Annotated in this window: 14 protein-coding genes; 3 read left to right on the top strand and 11 right to left on the bottom strand. The window is 51.3% G+C overall.

Annotated elements, in window-relative coordinates; all coding sequences use genetic code 11:
• Positions 1-35: 35 nt before the first annotated feature.
• The 4 genes from yaaA to ACK3CJ_RS16045 all read right to left on the bottom strand — a co-directional run bounded on the left by yaaA (position 36) and on the right by ACK3CJ_RS16045 (position 3,862).
• The gene (gene yaaA, locus ACK3CJ_RS16060) at positions 36-812 is read right to left on the bottom strand and encodes a peroxide stress protein YaaA (RefSeq protein WP_409523224.1); all 777 of its coding nucleotides are present in this window, start codon (positions 810-812) and stop codon (positions 36-38) included.
• An 81-nt stretch (positions 813-893) separates the two neighbouring features.
• Positions 894-1,127 (bottom strand): DUF2789 domain-containing protein, encoded by a 234-nt coding sequence (locus ACK3CJ_RS16055; RefSeq protein WP_409523223.1) that lies wholly within the window; start codon positions 1,125-1,127, stop codon positions 894-896.
• 248 nt (positions 1,128-1,375) lie between these two features.
• On the bottom strand, positions 1,376-2,044 hold the full coding sequence (locus ACK3CJ_RS16050) for a hypothetical protein (protein WP_409523222.1): 669 nt from the start codon (positions 2,042-2,044) through the stop codon (positions 1,376-1,378).
• An 885-nt stretch (positions 2,045-2,929) separates the two neighbouring features.
• Positions 2,930-3,862, bottom strand: coding sequence for an RHS repeat-associated core domain-containing protein (locus tag ACK3CJ_RS16045; protein WP_409523221.1), 933 nt, complete (start codon positions 3,860-3,862; stop codon positions 2,930-2,932).
• On the opposite strand from ACK3CJ_RS16045, the gene ACK3CJ_RS16040 reads away from it, so the two are divergent.
• Positions 3,839-4,144 carry a hypothetical protein gene (locus ACK3CJ_RS16040; RefSeq protein WP_409523220.1) on the top strand — a complete coding sequence of 102 codons (306 nt, stop codon included), beginning with the start codon at positions 3,839-3,841 and terminating at the stop codon, positions 4,142-4,144. The two genes, ACK3CJ_RS16045 and ACK3CJ_RS16040, sit on opposite strands and share 24 nt — an antisense overlap.
• 68 nt (positions 4,145-4,212) lie before the next feature.
• On the opposite strand, the gene ACK3CJ_RS16035 is transcribed toward ACK3CJ_RS16040, so the two are convergent.
• The 3 genes from ACK3CJ_RS16035 to ACK3CJ_RS16025 form a co-directional block, all read right to left on the bottom strand.
• The gene (locus tag ACK3CJ_RS16035) at positions 4,213-5,388 is read right to left on the bottom strand and encodes a PQQ-binding-like beta-propeller repeat protein (RefSeq protein ID WP_409523219.1); all 1,176 of its coding nucleotides are present in this window, start codon (positions 5,386-5,388) and stop codon (positions 4,213-4,215) included.
• Between the two features lie 288 nt (positions 5,389-5,676).
• Positions 5,677-6,711 (bottom strand): IS630 family transposase, encoded by a 1,035-nt coding sequence (locus ACK3CJ_RS16030; protein WP_409523218.1) that lies wholly within the window; start codon positions 6,709-6,711, stop codon positions 5,677-5,679.
• A gap of 34 nt (positions 6,712-6,745) precedes the next feature.
• Positions 6,746-10,960 carry a PAAR domain-containing protein gene (locus ACK3CJ_RS16025; protein ID WP_409523217.1) on the bottom strand — a complete coding sequence of 1,405 codons (4,215 nt, stop codon included), beginning with the start codon at positions 10,958-10,960 and terminating at the stop codon, positions 6,746-6,748.
• Positions 10,961-11,134: 174 nt separating this feature from the next.
• Here ACK3CJ_RS16025 and ACK3CJ_RS16020 point away from each other — a divergent pair, with 174 nt between their 5' ends.
• A complete protein-coding gene (locus ACK3CJ_RS16020; RefSeq protein WP_409523216.1) occupies positions 11,135-12,412 on the top strand; it encodes a tryptophan--tRNA ligase in 1,278 nt (425 codons plus the stop codon).
• Positions 12,413-12,434: 22 nt separating this feature from the next.
• Positions 12,435-13,280 (top strand): sulfurtransferase, encoded by an 846-nt coding sequence (locus ACK3CJ_RS16015; protein WP_409523215.1) that lies wholly within the window; start codon positions 12,435-12,437, stop codon positions 13,278-13,280.
• On the opposite strand, the gene ACK3CJ_RS16010 is transcribed toward ACK3CJ_RS16015, so the two are convergent.
• The 4 genes from ACK3CJ_RS16010 to ACK3CJ_RS15995 form a co-directional block, all read right to left on the bottom strand.
• Entirely contained in the window at positions 13,281-14,699 is a 1,419-nt protein-coding gene (locus ACK3CJ_RS16010) for a DUF4139 domain-containing protein (RefSeq protein WP_409523214.1), read from the bottom strand.
• A 34-nt stretch (positions 14,700-14,733) separates the two neighbouring features.
• Entirely contained in the window at positions 14,734-16,860 is a 2,127-nt protein-coding gene (locus tag ACK3CJ_RS16005) for an SUMF1/EgtB/PvdO family nonheme iron enzyme (RefSeq protein WP_409523213.1), read from the bottom strand.
• A 55-nt stretch (positions 16,861-16,915) separates the two neighbouring features.
• The gene (kdsA, locus tag ACK3CJ_RS16000; RefSeq protein ID WP_409523212.1) at positions 16,916-17,764 is read right to left on the bottom strand and encodes a 3-deoxy-8-phosphooctulonate synthase; all 849 of its coding nucleotides are present in this window, start codon (positions 17,762-17,764) and stop codon (positions 16,916-16,918) included.
• 111 nt (positions 17,765-17,875) lie between these two features.
• Positions 17,876-18,079 (bottom strand): DUF2788 domain-containing protein, encoded by a 204-nt coding sequence (locus ACK3CJ_RS15995; protein ID WP_151703016.1) that lies wholly within the window; start codon positions 18,077-18,079, stop codon positions 17,876-17,878.
• Positions 18,080-18,104: the final 25 nt, after the last annotated feature.

Here is an 18,104-nt window from a genome sequence, read left to right as displayed (position 1 = left end):
CGAACAATCGGTAAAGGGGATTCATAATGAGAAGGTTATTCGGCGTGATCGCGCAGGAAAACCCACTCATTTTCTTTCGAGTCCTTTTCTGAAAAGTAATATCCCTCCAGATCAAACCCTTTCAGTTCTTCCGCTTTATGAATACGGTTGGTGATCATGTATCGACTCATCAAACCGCGCGCTTTTTTGGCATAAAAACTGATGATCTTGTACTGTCCGTTTTTCTGATCCTTGAATACCGGAGTGATGACTCTTGCCTCCAGCTCCTTGGTCTTGACGGATTTGAAGTACTCATTTGAGGCCAGGTTGATCACCACAGGGTCGGTCTGCTGTTTGAGTTCCTGGTTCAACTGCTCGGTGATCAGTGATCCCCAGAACTGATAGAGATTGTCTCCACCCGGATTGCTGACGCGTGTGCCCATCTCCAGACGATAAGGTTGCAGTAGGTCGAGGGGGCGTAGCAGGCCATAGAGACCTGAGAGGATTCTCAGATGTGTCTGTGCAAAATCGAAATCATCTTCCGAAAACTGCTCAGCCTGCAATCCGGTGTACACATCACCTTTGAAAGCCAGTACGGCAGGGCGTGCATTGTCGGGCGTGTGGATGGGCGACCAACTGGAGTAGCGTGCCACATTAAGGCTGGCCAGCTTGTCACTCAGCTTCATCATTTCGGCGATATCCTGAACGGATTTCTGCTTCATGGTTTTGATAAGGGTAGCAGCCTGATCGGTTAACTGCGGCTGCGTGTGGCGCTGGGTAGCCAGCGGTGATTCGTAGTCCAGTGTTTTAGCAGGTGAGATAAGCGTCAGCATGTTTGTCGGCTTCTGTCAGTTCATGGATATTATGAAATGATGGGGCCATATGGCCCCGAATCAACCCCATAATGCACAGGGTCAGTCGCGTAGGCGAGCGTTCAACTCATCAACAATCTCTGCCCAGTCGGAGTCGTTGCTGATGGCATCACGCAGGAAATCAGCCTGTGATGAGGTCCAGAAGGTGGCGGACTCGAGCCGTACTTCACTGCTGAAAAGCTTGTGGGTTTTGATGAACTGATCAATCTGCCCATCTTCGGCAGGCAGTCCGAGCTGTTCAAACAGCGTTTTGAGGTTATGTGTGGATGTGTCCATTTCGCTCTCCTCTGATTGTGACCATTAGAACGACAGGAGGAGCGAGCGATTATTCTGGCAGCCTGTCGGTGATATTAAGTGTGAGTCAGGCCGCCTGGTTTGTCAAAAGCCAACTGTTTAAGTCGGGTATGCGTCAGGGTTACGGTGTGGTAGCTGTCAGGTATTAATCATCAAACAGATTGAGTAGTAGGGTGCCGACAGGTGAAAGGCAATCAAATCCCACTGTCTCTTCACAGTTATCGTCGTGATTATTGTGTGGGTATCTCTGAGTCTAATTTTTCGATATGAGTTTGTATTATTTCTAAGATGATTTTGGCCTGTCCTGTAGCTTCTGGATGGTTAGGATTTTTCTCTAGTCTATCACCTTCTCTTTGAGCAAAAATTCTTGCAATAATTAATGGTGATCTAATCGAACCAGATAAGCTTTTAAGCTCATGATTTGGATCTGCGCCACGCTCTAAAAGCAGTTTTACAACATCACTTTGCTCTAAAAAAATTGCATCCACTAACGGGGAGATATGATCCATATGGGTATTTAAATTACATTTTTGTATTGTTTTATCAAGTAATTTTAGTGTGTATGATTTTTGTCGTCTATTGTCTTTCTGATCAAGTGATGCGTACTGCTGAATTAACAAAATAATTGAGCCATCTTTAAATGGGGTGTACTCATATTGCGTTAAATTTATAGGTAGAGTTATTATCGGAGAGTTGCAACTAATGCCACGTATCGAAATTGAGAGTTTAGATAGATATCTATTAATAAAAAATTTTTCAAATAAATTCTCTTCACTACGATTTACAGTCGTGGCATAAATTATTAGGTTTCCATAAGGTTGCACGATGTTAATAATAAAGTATAGTGTCATTATGGCTAGTGCCGATTGGATCAATATTTTTTTAATACGGCTATTCATTTTTTAACCTATTGTTGTAATTTTCGATAGCAATTAGTTTCGTATGAAGTGGGCACTCTAGGTTAATCTTCCAATTTAGTGTGCTGTCAATAGAGAGCGAGTAAAGATGATTGATTTCGTCTGAAAAATATAAATTGTTATCATAAATAACCATTGGGCTTGTTGAGAAGCTTAAGGTTGGAAATTGCCATATTTCATATGCCAGTCGTTGCTTGTTGCTATAGAAATAAAAAATAATCCTAAGCCAAGTAACACTGATATCCAGATAGCAAAGTACTTTATTATTGTGGCCTTAGCTTTTGGCATTTATTCCCTATATATTTTGTCAAATTTAGCACCTAGAGTTAAGGCAGGGGCGGCAGGGGCGGCAGGGGCGGCAGGGGCGGCAGGGAACATCTTTCTAGCTTTCGTCCTTTTTTCGAGCTATTTCTTGTAGCTGAGTGTTATTAAACTATGCGCTCACCCCAAGAGCAGGATCTATTTTAGATGCTTTCTAAATATCGAAAATATATAAAATTGCACCCAATATAACCACTAAAACTACAACCAAAACATTTCTCTTAGATTTCTTGATAGTCCGGATTCTTTCCTGATTTCCATATTCTGATAAGTCAAATACATATAGCTCAACAATATACGCAAAGATTAATATAGTTAAATAAACTATGAATGAATTGACTACCGAACTTTCTCCTTTCCACATAAAAATAAAAAGGAATAAAAATAGTCCAACTGTGCCTCCAATATAAAAAATAAACCTTGAATAATCGTGTCGCCTGAATTGTGATTTTCCACATTTTTCACATGTGACTGGAAAGCTCTTACTTGCATATAAAGCCTTAATAAAACTCATTTTTGATCGACAAAATGAACATTTTTGTTTCATCATTGTAAATCTACTCCCAAAGCTCCTTGCATTAATTCAGAAGCATTAACATACTCCCCTCCAGCCTCAGAAGACCTGAGCATTCCACCTGTTATGGCAATGGTATTTAACCCCATACCAGGTATGCCTGTTGCTCCTATTATAGTTGCTACTGTGGCCCTACCTGCAATTTGTGCTTGAATTACGGGGTCATTCATTACGGCTTGCATTCCCAGCTTATTCGCCTTGTCGACGTTAGCAGCTACTTCATGATCATGATTGTATTCATATATTGCTCGACCAATACGCCGCGAGTTTTCAACATTTTTAGCGCATACAGTAAAAATGCTTTCACAAGCAGTGCTGCCAGCTGTGATTATCGATCTGAAAACATCTGAAGGGTAGCTAAGCGCACCTTTGGCATATGCTTTTGTTTGTGCCCATGATCCTGTATCACGTCCCTTTAGTGCATCCAATCCCAACGGATCCACCCACCCCGTAGGATTGCCCACATAGGCATAACTGTTCATCCCCCCCGCTAAGCCGATGGGGTCTTGAGTGATATATCGCCCTTGCCTCGGATCATAGAAACGATACCGGTTGTAATAGAGCCCGGTCTCTTCATCCAGCCATTGCCCCTGAAAGCGGATCGGTTGTTTCAGGTCCGGGACGGCTTTTTCATCGCGGATTGCTGCCCAGTCATCCGGCTTCGCGGTCCACAGCAGGTGTCCGTCGGAGCCGATCAGTTTCATCGGAGTGCCGAGATGGTCGGTCACAAAGGCGCTGTAGTGGGTGTCGTATGCGGGTTCGTCTGACGGATCCTGTGGCTCCCTGAGCATCCAGTGATCATCCAGTTGTTCGGTGCGCTTGGTTTCATCGACTCTGAACAGCGGGATAAAACTGCCGGGTTCGTAAAACACGGTGGTGCGTTGATCGCCAGCATCTTCATGCACCAGTTGATCGCCATCCCAGCCGTAGCGGATGCTGTGGCTTTGGCTGCGCTCGGGGATGATCTGTTTGCAGATACGGCGCGACAGGGCATCGTAGATGTAATAGGTTTTCGTGGTGGGATAGCCAGGCCGCTGGCGTTCAACGCAGGAGAGGCGGTGCAGGCCATCATACTGCAGGGTTTGCAGATCCTGGGGCGCGCGGCGTTGAATCAGATTGCCGGCATCGTCGTAGCGGAACTGTGTATGAGCCCTGAGACATGGACACACAATCGGCGATATTGGTGAGCTAACCGAGTGCCGTCCTGATGTGGTGTTCAGTGAATTGTTAAAGAGCAAAATGTACTGATTGAACCCTATTTATTTGGCAGTTTCACCGCATGTATCGAACCGCCATTGGTCGCAAAATAGATAATGCCATCCTGAATTGCAGGTGTCCCAGGAATCGGATCATCAGTAGGGTAGCGATAGACACGCTCACCTGTTTCTTCATCAAGGCCAATAATGCTACCCGCTTGTGTTCCAGCGTAGACCACACCTTGATAAGGTACCATCGCCCCTCGAACTGGCCCGATGGTGGGCACATCCCAAACAGGATAAAGGTCACGTTTGGTTAAAGCATGAACTCGTGAATCTCTTGATGGAATATAAATATATTTATCAGAAGCTGATAGGCGCCCAGGGCTTGCACCAGCTTCAATGCGGTAACGTCCCAAGATGACACCACTTTCAGCATCAAAAGCATAGACATCGGCAGCAGTAGAGTGTTGAATTTTATGGGCAGTGTAAATTACTCCTTCATCATGGATGAGCGAGTGTGAAGTCTCATGTGGATTGACCGTATCTTTTTCTTCAAAATTCCAGTCCGATATGAAGCGCCATCTAAATTCATGGGTGTTGAGGTCTAATGCGTAGACATCATGATAAAGGCTTTTCATATATAGTGTGGAGTTTTCAATATAAAAATCCGAACTAAATCCGCCTACTCGCATATCTGTGCGAGACATATCCAATACGTTTTGTACATTCGAGTAATTCACATTACTTTTATGCAAAATTGACGCAGTTGAATAATAAATATAATTCTCTTCAATGTTATATGAGTAAACTTTCCTGCTTGACTTGATGTCAATAATCTTTCCAGATAATCGATCTACAATATGTAGCCGCTCTTCGTTACGGCAGTTAGTTACTGCTTCTGGATAAAAAGTTTGATAAGCAGCGATCGTCTCAATAGCTATGAAATTTTCGATAGCAATTAGTTTCGTATGAAGTGGGCACTCTAGGTTAATCTTCCAATTTAGTGTGCCTTCAATAGAGAGCGAGTAAAGATGATTGGTTTCGTCTGAAAAATATAAGTTGTTATCATAAATAACCATTGGACTTGTTGAAAAGCTTAAGGTCGGAAATTGCCATATTTCATATGCTAATCGCTGCTTATTGCTATAGAAATAAAAAAATGAACACAATCCAAGTGCGATCAATATCCATATGAAAAAGTGCTTTATGAATGTAAATTTGGCTTCTGGCATTTCTTTCCTGTAAAATATTTCGTTGAATTCAGTGTTTATAACTCAGGCATGGGTGGGAGGCATAATTCTCTGGTTTTTTCTCTCTGCTTTCGAGCGATATCCTGTACTCGAGTGTGATTTAATTCCGTAGTAATTGTAAGATCTCTTTCTGCATCCATTTCACACATATTATAATTTGCGTCAATATCATTTTCACTGAAGAGGTCTGGAAAAGCTCCTTGGTTATTTTTGATGTTCTGGCAACTCTCTATGGCATTGTCATATTAACCCGGCGACAATTTACATCAATTATGCTGCATAACGAATATGCTCCGCATTAAAATATTTCTTCACCCGCTCAGGGCGCCGTTGAAGTGTCAGCATGCAAGAGCGTGTACGCTTCTTCAACTCGTCCACCGTCCGGGGAGCTGGACCACTGTGCACCATGCCTTTCAAATCGCAGTTCAGATACTCATCCGGGTTCAGTTCTGGCGAATACGCCGGCAGAAAGAAGACTTCCAGATAGCGCTTAACCGCCTTACGTTCGAGCCAGCGTTTCACCACTTTGGCATGATGTACCCGCAGGTTGTCCAGGATCAGGAAGACCTTACCGGGTGTCGACTCAATCAAGGCCCGCAGGAATTTCTTCAACACCTTGGCTGTCATCGTCGACTCATACAGCATGAAGCGCACAGTGCCCTGATTGGTGATCGCCGAAATCATATTCAGCGACACCCGCTTGGCAGGCAGTGGCTGGACCGGAGTTTGACCCACCGGTGCATAGCTCCGACCGTGCTGGGTGTTGTTCTTGATACCAGTCTCATCACCCCAGAAAATCTGGGCATTCTCCGCTTCTGCACGCGCTTTGATCTGGGGATACTCCTCCTTCAGCCAGGCATCGACACGGGAGGGGTTCTGCTCCCATGCTTTCTTCAGCGGCTTCTGTGGTGTGAAGCCCCAGCGTTTGAGGTAATCCCCCATTGTACGGACAGGTATGTCGATGCCCCAGAGCTGCTTGATCAACTGAGCAATAGCGCGACGAGTCCACAGGGCGAAACCAAGCTTGTACTGGTCTGGCATCTGATCGCGAACAGCTTCTATGACCTGCTGCTCCTGTTGTTCACTCAATCGACGTGGCTTGTTTTTGGGGCCTCGTTTTTGAACCGCAATAGCGGCGGCACCGCCTGTCTCGTAGCGCTTGTACCAGCGCCCGACAGTATCGGGATGAATGTCGAGAAGTTGGCCGATTTCACGGAAGGTTTTGCCTCTCTTACGGAGGCGAATCGCTTTCTTCCTGAGAAGTTCCTGTTGCTCTGGGCTGAGCTTGCGTGCGTCTATATTCATGTACGCATTATATCAGATATAAATTGCCACCGGGTTAATAATTAAGCTTAGCGATATCGCTGTAGTGTTCACCAATCGCAGGCAGTTGCTTAGGCAAGAAGATATCGTGATAAAGGCATTTAGGGATGCTGAGGCCTTTATCGGTCGCTTCAACAACATCACTGGCATTTCTTACATTTGATAATAATGCAGCACTCTGTCTTCTTGCAGCAGCTTCACTACCCATTCTCGCTGCTCCTCCCAATAAGCCTCCCCAAAACAACCCCAACGGATCAACCCATCCCGTAGGATTGCTCACATACGCATAACTGTTCATCCCCCCAGCTAAACCGATGGGATCCTGAGTAATGTATCTGCCTTGTCTCGGATCATAATACCGATACCGGTTGTAATAGAGACCGGTTTCTTCATCCATCCATTGCCCCTGGAAGCGGATCGGCTGCTTCAGGTCCGGGACGGCTTTTTCGTCACGGATTGCTGCCCAGTCATCCGGCTTCGCGGTCCAGAGCAGGTGTCCGTCGGAGCCGATCAGTTTCAGCGGGGTGCCGAGATGGTCGGTCACAAAGGCGCTGTAGTGGGTGTCGTATGCGGGTTCGTCTGACGGATCCTGTGGCTCTCTGAGTAGCCACTGATCATCCAGTTGTTCGGTGCGCTTGGTTTCATCGACTCTGAACAGCGGCACAAAACTGCCGGGTTCGTAGAACACGGTGGTGCGTTGATCGCCAGCATCTTCATGCACCAGTTGATCGCCATCCCAGCCGTAGCGGATGCTGTGGCTTTGGCTGCGCTCGGGGATGATCTGTTTGCAGATACGGCGCGACAGGGCATCGTAAATGTAATAGGTTTTCGTGGTGGGATAGCCGGGCCGTTGGCGTTCAACGCAGGAGAGGCGGTGCAGGCCATCATACTGCAGGGTTTGCAGATCCTGGGGCGCACGGCGTTCAATCAGGTTGCCGGCATCGTCGTAGCGGAACTGTGTATGACCCAGCTGCTCAAGGCGGTTGCTGTGACAGGCACTGGGGTCGGCATGGGCCCCGGACCCGACGCGGTTGCCTTCTTTATCCAATGTGTAGTGCTGTTCGGTGTTGCGGGTCGGATGTTGTGGACTGTAACATGAGCTGCCGATCAAGCGCCCACTGGGGTCGTATTGAAACGCCTGGGTCTGCTGTGTGATCAGCGGCTGACCGGACTCCAGTGGTGGCACGGACTGAGTGATGCCACTCAGGCGGTAGCGGGCATCGTACTGGTACTGATTGATCTGGATCAGATCGGAGTGATCACTGAGTGGTTGAGTGCCACCGAGGTAGATATCACGTTGTGCTGCCAGTAAGCCAACCGGGCTGTAACGCCGCTCACGCTGCATTAAGGGTTGTGCCTGAGAACGTGCCTTGATCTGGCGCTGTTGCTCACGGTGCAATGCATCCGGCTCCAGTGTCATCTCCAGATTACCCAGACGCAGGGCCAGCAGATGTCCGCTGCCGTAGAGGAGGGCCCCCATGGCGTGCTCACCCTGTTGCGAGATCCGGGGGATGCCCTGAGCGTTGTATTCCGTTTCGTTACGCCACTCCCAGACCACCAGATCCGTGGTCAAGGGGGGCAGAAGCTGGTCATTGTGCTCGGGCGGATTAGCTTCGGCATATTGCAGGGCGAGATGCGCGTTCTTATGCCATTGCTGCTCAATCAGGCGTGCGCCGGTGGGGTCGTAGGCCCACTCCACCCGGGCATAGATATTATCCGCTTGGATCATCCGGCCGGCGGCATCATAACGATACTGCTCCAGCAGCGACGGTGACAACTCGGTGGCGGGCAGTTCACGGGCCAGCAAGCGCCCCACGCCGTCATAGTACATCTGGGTCGTGTGCGTGGTCGTGTGCGTGTTAGCGTTGACCACTTCCTCCTGCTGGATCAGGTCGCCACAGCGGTTATAGGTGTAGCGGCGTTCCCGGCCATCAAAGCCGACCTCGCGCACCACCCGATCCATCACATCATATTCAAAGTGGTAGGACGCGCCCTGGGCATTGATGATCTCCGTCAAGCGACCGGCGATATCGTAACGATACTGACGGGTATGGCCATTGGCATCGGTCTCGGCGATGACCTGGCCTTGGTCATCATAGCGCAGGGTCTGGTACACCCCCTTGGCATCGCTGGCCTGGGTCAGCAAGCCGTGCTCATTATAGGTGTACGTCAGTTGGGTGCGATCCGGCAGGGTAACACTGATGCGCTGGCCAACAGCGTTGTAGGTAAACTCAGTGATCTGTTTCAGTGGATCGGTGGTACGCAATACGTGACCGAAGGAATCATATTCATACGCGGTGGTCTGGCCGGAACAGTCGGTGATACTGGCGAGCTGACCGAGGGATGTCCAGGTATAGGTATGGGTTGCGCCCTCGGGATCGATCCGACGCGTGGGGCGATCGGGTAACGCCCGGAGTCCGTACTCGAAGCGGGTACGGTGCTCATTGGCATCGATGATCGACGTGAGGTTGCCGCGCTCATCATAGGTATACTGGTGCACGGCATTATCGGGTGTGGTCATCTTGGTCAGACGGCCCAGCGGGTCGCGTCGGTAGGTATAGATCTGTCGGGTGGGCAGACGTAAGCTGCTCAGATGACCCAGGCTGTCGCGCTGGAAGACAGTAACTCCGCCCAGCGGATCGATCTCAGAGATGCGCTGACCATCGCCATTGTAGTTGAAATGCAGCTCACTGCCATCGGCCCGGTGGTGGGCATGCCAGCGCAGATCGGGGCCACTGCCAACGAACGCATAGCGCTCTTCTCGTCCGAGGTTATCGGTCACGCTGGTATGGGTGGGTTGATAGTCATAGGTGCGGGTCAGACCGTTCACCTCTATCTGGCGCAGCACCTTGCCTTCGGGGGTGTGCTCGCTCCATTCATAGCGCATCGTCAGGCGCCCCGGGACGGTATAACCGATCAGAATGTGGTTCTGCCACTGATACTGCATCACGATCCGGTTAGCCCGGTTATGCACCGCGATCAGATCACCGCTGGCGTTGTAGCTGAAGGTGACCAGTGAGCCGACCGCCTCATCGTCGCTGTTATCTACAACACCATCTACAACACCATCTACAACACCATCTACCACATCACCTGCAACACCACCTGCAATATCACCGGCCACCTGCAGATGATCAGAGAGCAGGCTGACCGAGGTCAGGCGGACACCTGGATCGCCGTCTTGCAGTGCCGGTACCGACTGGTAGTGAAAATGATACCGACGGCCGGCGCTGTCGATCACCTGTTGGATATTACCCGCAGCATCACGCTGATACTGGGTGCAGTAGCCCTGATGTGTGTACTCGGCGGCCAGTTGCCAGCTGTCAGGGACAGGGCCAGGCTTTAACAGGTACACTCGATGACCGGTGGACACGAAGTAGTAAGTGTCATTCAGCGTATCGATCTCATTCAGGCCCTGGAACGCAGGGTGCTGCAGCGGGTGATCCTCGGGTGACCAGAGACCACCGCGGGCGAGCCAGAACTGCTCGGTGTCGGAAAAGGCCATGCAACCGGATTCAAGCGCGGTAAAGCGGATACGCCGCCCATGGGCATCATGCAGGATCAGATGGGGTTGCGGCTGTGCGGCGGAGTCGTCATCGGATGCTTCAGCAGTCAGATCAGCGATACCCGCTGATTCAGATGCCGCATTAGACGCATCAGGCGCGTCTGATTCCTCCTCTTCAGGCTGCTCCAGCGTCAGCTTGAGATTGTTCCCCGTCACCGACCAGCCCTGTCCCAGTATCCCTACCTGTGCATTGCTGGACAGATAACCGCGGCTGAAGACAAAAGGAGCCGGTGCTGGCAGGGCGAAATCGGTCGTAGCAGGTAGGAGCTTGGCGCCGAGAATGGGATTGACCGGGTTGCCGCAGTTCGGGGAGCAGGGTGCAACTTTATCAGCTTCGCCTTCACGCGGTGCACCGACTGAGCCGCCACCGATCAGCACCGTGCCCAGACCCTCGATAATCACACCGCCGCAGGACGTGCCATCCAACATGCGTGCCGCTGGTCGGCCATTGATGAATACGCTGGAGGAGCCGGTGGTGATCACCGCAGGAGGCGTACCACATGCCACCGTATCGCCCACACGAGCCGCCGGCTGATTACCGATGAAGACATCGGGAGAGCCGCTGGTGATCGGTGTGCCTTGGCTGGTGGTGGACGAACAGACGTGTTTGTCGCCTAAGCGGGCGGCGGGCTTGCTCATGAAACGCTCCTTGTTGATAGCACTCATGCCGTATCCTGCATGAGCCTGCCAATGACCTGGATGGCAGCGACCGAACTATAACGTGAGTTGGATTGTTTGCCAACTATGGTTTTAATCAAGGTGCTACTGACAGGCAGCAACGCCTTATTTTGTGTATTATAGAGCGCTATTTGTATCGAGCATTGGGCGTAAGAGCAGCAGATGAGTCAAAAAACCGTACTGACCGGAATCACTACAACCGGTACTCCGCATATCGGCAACTACCTGGGTGCGATCAAGCCGGCTATTGAAGCTAGCCGGAACCCTGCCTTTAAAAGTTATTTTTTCCTGGCTGATTTTCATGCCCTGATCAAGTGTCATGAGCCGGATCGTGTTGCGGCCTCGACGCGTGAAATAGCCGCAACCTGGCTGGCTATGGGGCTTGATCCCGAGCAGGCGGTATTCTATCGCCAGACTGATATTCCTGAAATTACCGAACTGACCTGGATTCTGACCTGCCTGACTTCCAAGGGTCTGATGAACCGTGCGCATGCCTATAAAGCGTCCGTCGATCAGAACCGTGAAGCGGGTAAGGAGGATCTGGATGATGGCGTGCTGATGGGGCTGTTCAATTACCCCATTCTGATGGCCGCCGATATTCTGATGTTCAATGCTGATATCATTCCGGTCGGTAAGGATCAGATTCAGCATATCGAGATGGCACGTGATATTGCCGGTCGTTTCAACTACCAGTATGAACCACTGTTTACGCTGCCCGAGGCGCAGGTGGATGAAGAGACAAAACTGATTCCGGGGCTGGATGGGCGTAAGATGTCCAAAAGCTATAACAACACCATCCCGCTGTTTGCTGATCGTGACACGCTGCGTTCGTTGATTTTCCAGATACGCACAGATCTGCGCCAGCCGGGCGAGCCGAAAGATCCGGATGACAGTACGCTGTTCCAGCTCTATCGCTGCTTTGCCAACGAGCAGGAGACAGCGGCAATGCGCCAGCGTTTTCTGGAAGGGATTGCCTGGGGTGATGCGAAACAGGAGTTGTTTGAGTTTCTGGATGCCAGGCTCACTGAACCACGCACCCGCTATAATGAGTTGATGAACGATCTCGGGCATGTCGAAACTGTTCTGAAGAGTGGTGCCGAGAAGGCGAGAGCCTATGCTTCTCCCTTGCTGGAAAAGGCCCGTATTGCGGTCGGCATTCGCCCTCTGACCTATATTGCCACTGCACCGGTAGAAGAGCAGAAGAAAAAAGAGAAGAGTGCTGAAGAGCTGGAGCGCATCGAACAGGGTCGTTTGCGCGCGGTAATGATTCAGATTCAGCCTTTACTGGACCAGGTCAAACAGGCCAGTGATCCTGCTGTCGAAGCGCGCCAGGTTCTGGCCGATAAGCAGGCAGAAGTGGATGGCGCAAAGAAAAAAGCCAGAGATAAACTGCAGAATGAACTGGATCTTCTGCAGCAATCATTACAAGCCTATCTTTAATACCCCACCGCGGAGGTGAGAGATGTTCACTACCCTGATGAGCGTTGAACAACTGGCGGAGTGTTCTGATCCGCTGATTATCGACTGTCGCTTCAATCTGGGCGATGTGCAGTATGGTGAGCGCAGTTATCTCGAAGGGCATATACCGGGTGCCTATTACCTGCACCTGGATCATCATCTCTCATCGCCTGTTGCGCCACATACCGGTAGACACCCGTTGCCTGATCTGACAAAACTTGGCTGGCATCTGCAGCAACTGGGCTTATCTGAGAAGCGACAAGTCGTTGTGTATGATGATGCCGGTGGTACGGTTGCGGCGCGTGCCTGGTGGTTGATCCGAATGCTTGGGCATCAGCCGGTGGCACTGCTGGATGGAGGCTTTCCTGCCTGGCAGGCACGCTTTCCTGATCAATTGGAGGAGCGCATTCCGGCAACTGCAGCCTCCGCCGAGGATATATCGCTTGAACCCGTCAGTCTGATGGATGCAGTCGTCACCAGCGAGCAACTGGAGCAACTACTGCAGCAGCGCACCTATCTATTGGTGGATGCCAGAGCAGCGGAGCGCTTCAGGGGAGAGGTCGAGCCGATTGACCCTGTGCCTGGACATGTTCCGGGTGCGATTAATCGCCCGTTCAACAATAACCTGCAGGATGGGCTTTTCAAGAGCGCCGATATTCTGGCTGAAGAGTGGCAGGCAATGTTGGGCAAATACAGGCCTGACCAGGTCATTCACATGTGTGGGTCAGGGGTGACCGCGTGCCATAATCTGTTGGCAATGGAGCATGCAGGGTTAACCGGCGCAAAACTCTACGCCGGTTCATGGAGTGAGTGGATTCGCTCTCCATCCAGACCTGTCGTGACTAATTGATCACGATTTATGATCCTTCAGTGCCACCCGTAGTGTGAGCGTTTTACTCTCTTTTGCCGGCACATCCAGAATCCAGTAAGCACTGCCAGCACCGTCGTCCTGATGCGGCTGGCTGGATTCCTGTATCTCCCACTGCTGCTGGAAGCCTGCACTGAGACGCAGTGAGCGCGCATTATCAGAGCTGTTGCTCACAGTGATCTGCTGCTCCACCAGGTGGCCATCGAAGGTTTTGCTGTAGTGGGTCTGCTGACGGCTGATACTCAGATCAAATGCGCGACCCAGCGTCATCTCCACCTCTTCACCCGAAGCGATATTACCGATACGTGAAGCCCCTATGAATTGCAGCTCGCCCTGAGCGTCCGGCCTGAAAACGCGTGCCTGACCGGATGGCAGAGGAGCTGAGGCATCATCGCCTGCCGGTGCCTTGAAGCTCAACAGAATATCGGGTTGAAGAGTATAGCGTTGCTGATCCAGATACGGGTAGACCATGAGCTGATGCTGGTAACTGATACCGGCTGCCAGGGCAGGGATCTGAATCAACGGCACCTGCTTGTGTTCCTGATCCTGCAGATTCAACAGTTCTGGCAGACGATACAGATGATAATCCTGAACGCTCTCAGGTCCCTGACTGAAGCCGTCGCTCTCCATCACCGCCATGGTGCGCATCATCTGATCTCGCGGCGCTTTGGGTTTCTCGATATCACCCGCCATCAGGCGGATCTGGGCATTGTCATAATGTGTGCCGCTTTGATTATAAAGTGATGCAAGCCCTTCGATGTTGACTGATGAGGCATCCTGATTCAGCGTCAGAACGTAGTCCATCTGCCAGCCCATACCCTGAGTGATATAGCTGAGCCGCGCCTCGCCCTGATCCGCTGTGCCTGCTGTTCTGAAGCTCAGGCGAGTATCAGGCTGGAGCTCCTCTGGAATCTCCGGGAACAGGAAACGCCACTGTTCAGAGTGCAAGGGCACAGTTTCCAGCCTGTCCTGTATACGAAAAATCGCCTGAGTGCCGTCAAGAGAGAGCAGTTCACCATCCAGAGTGCTTTCCTGCCCGGTGGCTGTGTTCAGGCGAGCCAGTTGCATCGGCTTGCCCAGATAGGCGTGCAGCAGGTTGTCGAAGTTCAGAGTGCCCAGTTGCAGGCTCTGTTCGAGAATGGTGCCGGCACCGCGAATACGTAAAGTTTCGGGCAGCATGAGTGGACTGATATCCTTGATATTCAGACGTTGTCCATCGCTCAGAATCGGCAGTCGGCGGACATCTTCAATCAGGGCCATATCCTGGTTATAGAGTGTCAGTGTCAAACTTTCCTGTTGCTGACGATCTATCTCAAGCAAGGAAGCTGGAAGAGGGAGTGCAAATGTTGTTGCCAGTAGAGCGATGCTCAGTTGATTAAGGTTAAACTTTCCAAGACGCATGATGATATTCCTAAATGATGTGTCCGACAGGTTGTCAGTCGGGCAGATCGAGGGCAACTCGAAATCCCCAGGTGTTTCGGCTGGCATTGGCCGGGTGGCGGTAGCGACTTGATGCTCGAATCAGGCGCGGAATATCAAACCAGGATCCGCCACGCATCACCTGATGTGTGCAGCCAGCATTTATCCTGGCTGATCCATCGTCAGGAGCACCGATGTAGGAGTCCTCATAACAGTCCTGAACCCATTCATCCACATTGCCGTGCATATCGAAAAGCCCCCAGGCATTGGCTGGAAACTGCCCGACGGGTGCAGTGCGCTCGCCATCCCATTCACTGCCGCATTCATCACAGACTGCGTATCCGTCAAGGAGTTCATTTCCCCACCAGTAACTGGTCTCGGTACCGGCTCTTGCTGCGTACTCCCATTCGGCTTCGGTTGGCAGGCGATAAGAGTGCCCCGTTTGTCGACTGAGCCAGTGCGTATAGGCCACTGCATCATGCCAGCTGACATTGATCACCGGGCGTGAGCCTCTGCCCCAGCCTTCATCATCCGGCAGATTACGTCTTGTGGACTGGGCAAACTGATCATACTCGGCAAAGGTGACCTCGTGTCTCGACAGAGCAAAGGGATGCTTGATGGTGACCTCACGCACGGGCCGTTCGTTATCATCCCCTCGGTTATCCAGATCACCCATCATGAAACTGCCGGCAGGCACAACAGCCATGGGTGGGGCATGCTGGCCCTCTCCAAAATGATCCTGAAACACACGTGTGCTGGTGTCGATCACTTCGGGTGCTTCGGTTTCCTGTGCTATTTGCTCCTGTTCTATCAGTTCTTGTGCTATCTGCTCCTGTACTACCCGCTCACTGTCGGGTAGGGGGGGTGGCAACTCTGCACTCTCACCTGTAGTACTCTCACCTGTAGTACCCGCGATCGGGGTATCAGAGTTACTGTTTTCCAGTCTGGAGAGTGTGGTCTGTGCTGCTGCGTCTCGCGCCTGTTCCCGTTCAAGTAGATCGCTGCCAGTGGGAGCAATCAGATAACCCAGTGCCAGTCCGATCAGTACACCTGCCAGCACTCCCGTCAGAGCCCCTGCAGCAAACAGGCGAAAGCCTCGGGTATTGGCACGGCTAAGCAGTGCGCTGAGGCGGGAGGTGGCTGCACGGGCATGCTCGCCAAGGTGTTTCAATGCAAGCGGCAAAGATCTTTTTTTACGCTGCGCAGTGATTGCGTTTTTGTCTTTCTTATTAGACTTGCCCTTTTTGTCACTGGCGCCAGGCAGTTCGCTGATATTCTCAGGGCTGCTGTCATCGGCCGAGTCCTGATACAGCTCTTTGAGCAAGACCAGCACAGAGCTTTGTCTGTCGTCGATATCTGTCGAGAGAGCCTTTTTCAACACCTGCCACTGAGCGGGTTTCAGTCCCGATGGTGGGCGAAGTTCTCGCTGAAAGCGGGTGGATTCATCATCGCTGGATTTGAAGGGGGGCTTGTTCTGATATATCTGATAAATCAGTGCTGCCAGCGCGTAGATGTCAGCCGCTATGCCAAGCGGTTGAGCGTGGAACGCCTCGGGTGCCTGGTATGCTCTGCAGGACAGAGGGTTGCTCATCGAGTCCAGGTAGGGGTTTAATGCTGTGCGCCAATGGTACCCGATAACCTTCACTCCCTTGCCGGGAGGCAGGAAAATCATTTCAGGGCAGAGTCCGCCATGTGGCTTGTGGATAATACGTGAGACGGCATCCAGTGCCTTGGCAGTCTGTATCACCAGCCCTTGCTTCTGCTGCAATGTCAGCGACTTGAGTTGGTTGTGCTGAATCAAGGAGGCGAGCGTCCGAGTGCCCAGAGATTCAAAGGAAAGAAAACGGTGCCCGCTGCGATCGGAAAACAGACCGTAGCAACTGGCCAGGTGTGGGTGCGATATGGAGCGGGACAGCAGCATGGCGCGTCGGAGTTGGTCCAGAAACGCATCCTGCCTGGCCAGCTTGGTATCCAGTATCAGGAGTGTGACTTCTGGAGACCCAGAAGTCGAAATGTCCTGCGCACTCCATAACTCACCCAACGGATGGGTGCCGCCCGTGGCGTTGAGCCTGAAACTGTGATGGCTCGGCCCCAATTTCTGATCAGGTAGCAGTGCGGGTAACCGGGTGTCCTTACTGTCCATCTTTACTCCTTTTCTCAGTCTCCGGCTTGCCTGTCAGGGGCGATACTTGTTTTTGTCAGGCAGAGGTATCCAGCGGTGGCATGGATTTCACCAGTTCATCTATCGCTTTCATCTGCGCCAGATAGGGTTCAAGCTTGGCCAGTGGCAGCGCACAGGGGCCATCACACTTGGCTTTGTCTGGATCCGGATGAGATTCCAGGAACAGCCCGGCAATACCCTGTGACAAACCTGCACGCGAGAGTTGCGCGACCAGAGCACGGCGTCCGTCGGCGGAGTCAGAACGTCCACCTGGCATCTGCAACGCGTGCGTCGCATCGAAAATGACCGGATAGCCAAACTCTTTCATAATGCTGAAGCCCAGCATATCCACAACAAGGTTGTTGTAGCCGAAGCTGGTTCCACGCTCGCACAGAATCAGTTGATCATTACCCGCCTCTTCGCACTTGTGCAGGATATGCTTCATCTCATGGGGTGCCAGAAACTGCGCCTTCTTGATATTGATGACGGCGTTAGTGGAAGCCATTGCCTGCACCAGATCAGTCTGGCGTGACAAAAAGGCTGGCAACTGGATGATATCGCACACCTCTGCGGCCGGTGCAGCCTGATCTGGCTCATGGATATCTGTCAGTAGCGGAACGCCAAATGTCTGCTTGATCTCCTGCAGGATTTTCAGGCCTTCATCCAGTCCCGGGCCGCGAAAGGAGTGCAGTGACGAGCGATTGGCCTTGTCGAATGAGGCTTTGAAAACATAGGGGATCTGCAGTTTCTGGCAGACTTCAACATAATGCTCGGCAATGGACAGCGCAAGGTCACGCGATTCCAGCACATTCATGCCACCGAAGAGAACCATGGGATTGTCGTTGCCAACGGCAATATCGGCGACCTGGATTATTTTCTGTTGCATTTCAATGAGTACCTGTGGCTATGGCTGAATCACTAGTATAGATGATAAGTGCTGCTTGGATTAAGTGTCACAAGGATTAAGTGTCGCAAGGGATAGCGGCAGCAGTGTTATTCAACCACCCTCTATTACAGCGACCAGAATCGTTTTCAACAGAAAGGCTGCCAACCCCAGCCCCAATACGAAGAACAGGATAAAGGTGCCGAATTTCCCGGCGTTGGATTTCTTGGCCAGATCATAGATGATGAAAAAGATGAAACCGGCAAAGATGACCATCCCGATGTTCAGCATCAGGGCTTCAATTTCTGCAAGGCGCATGATGGTTTCCGAGTAGTTAATAAAT

Source organism: Nitrincola salilacus, from assembly GCF_046271865.1.
Taxonomy (GTDB): Bacteria; Pseudomonadota; Gammaproteobacteria; order Pseudomonadales; family Balneatricaceae; genus Nitrincola; species Nitrincola salilacus.
This window is presented reverse-complemented; position numbering and strand designations above follow the sequence as displayed.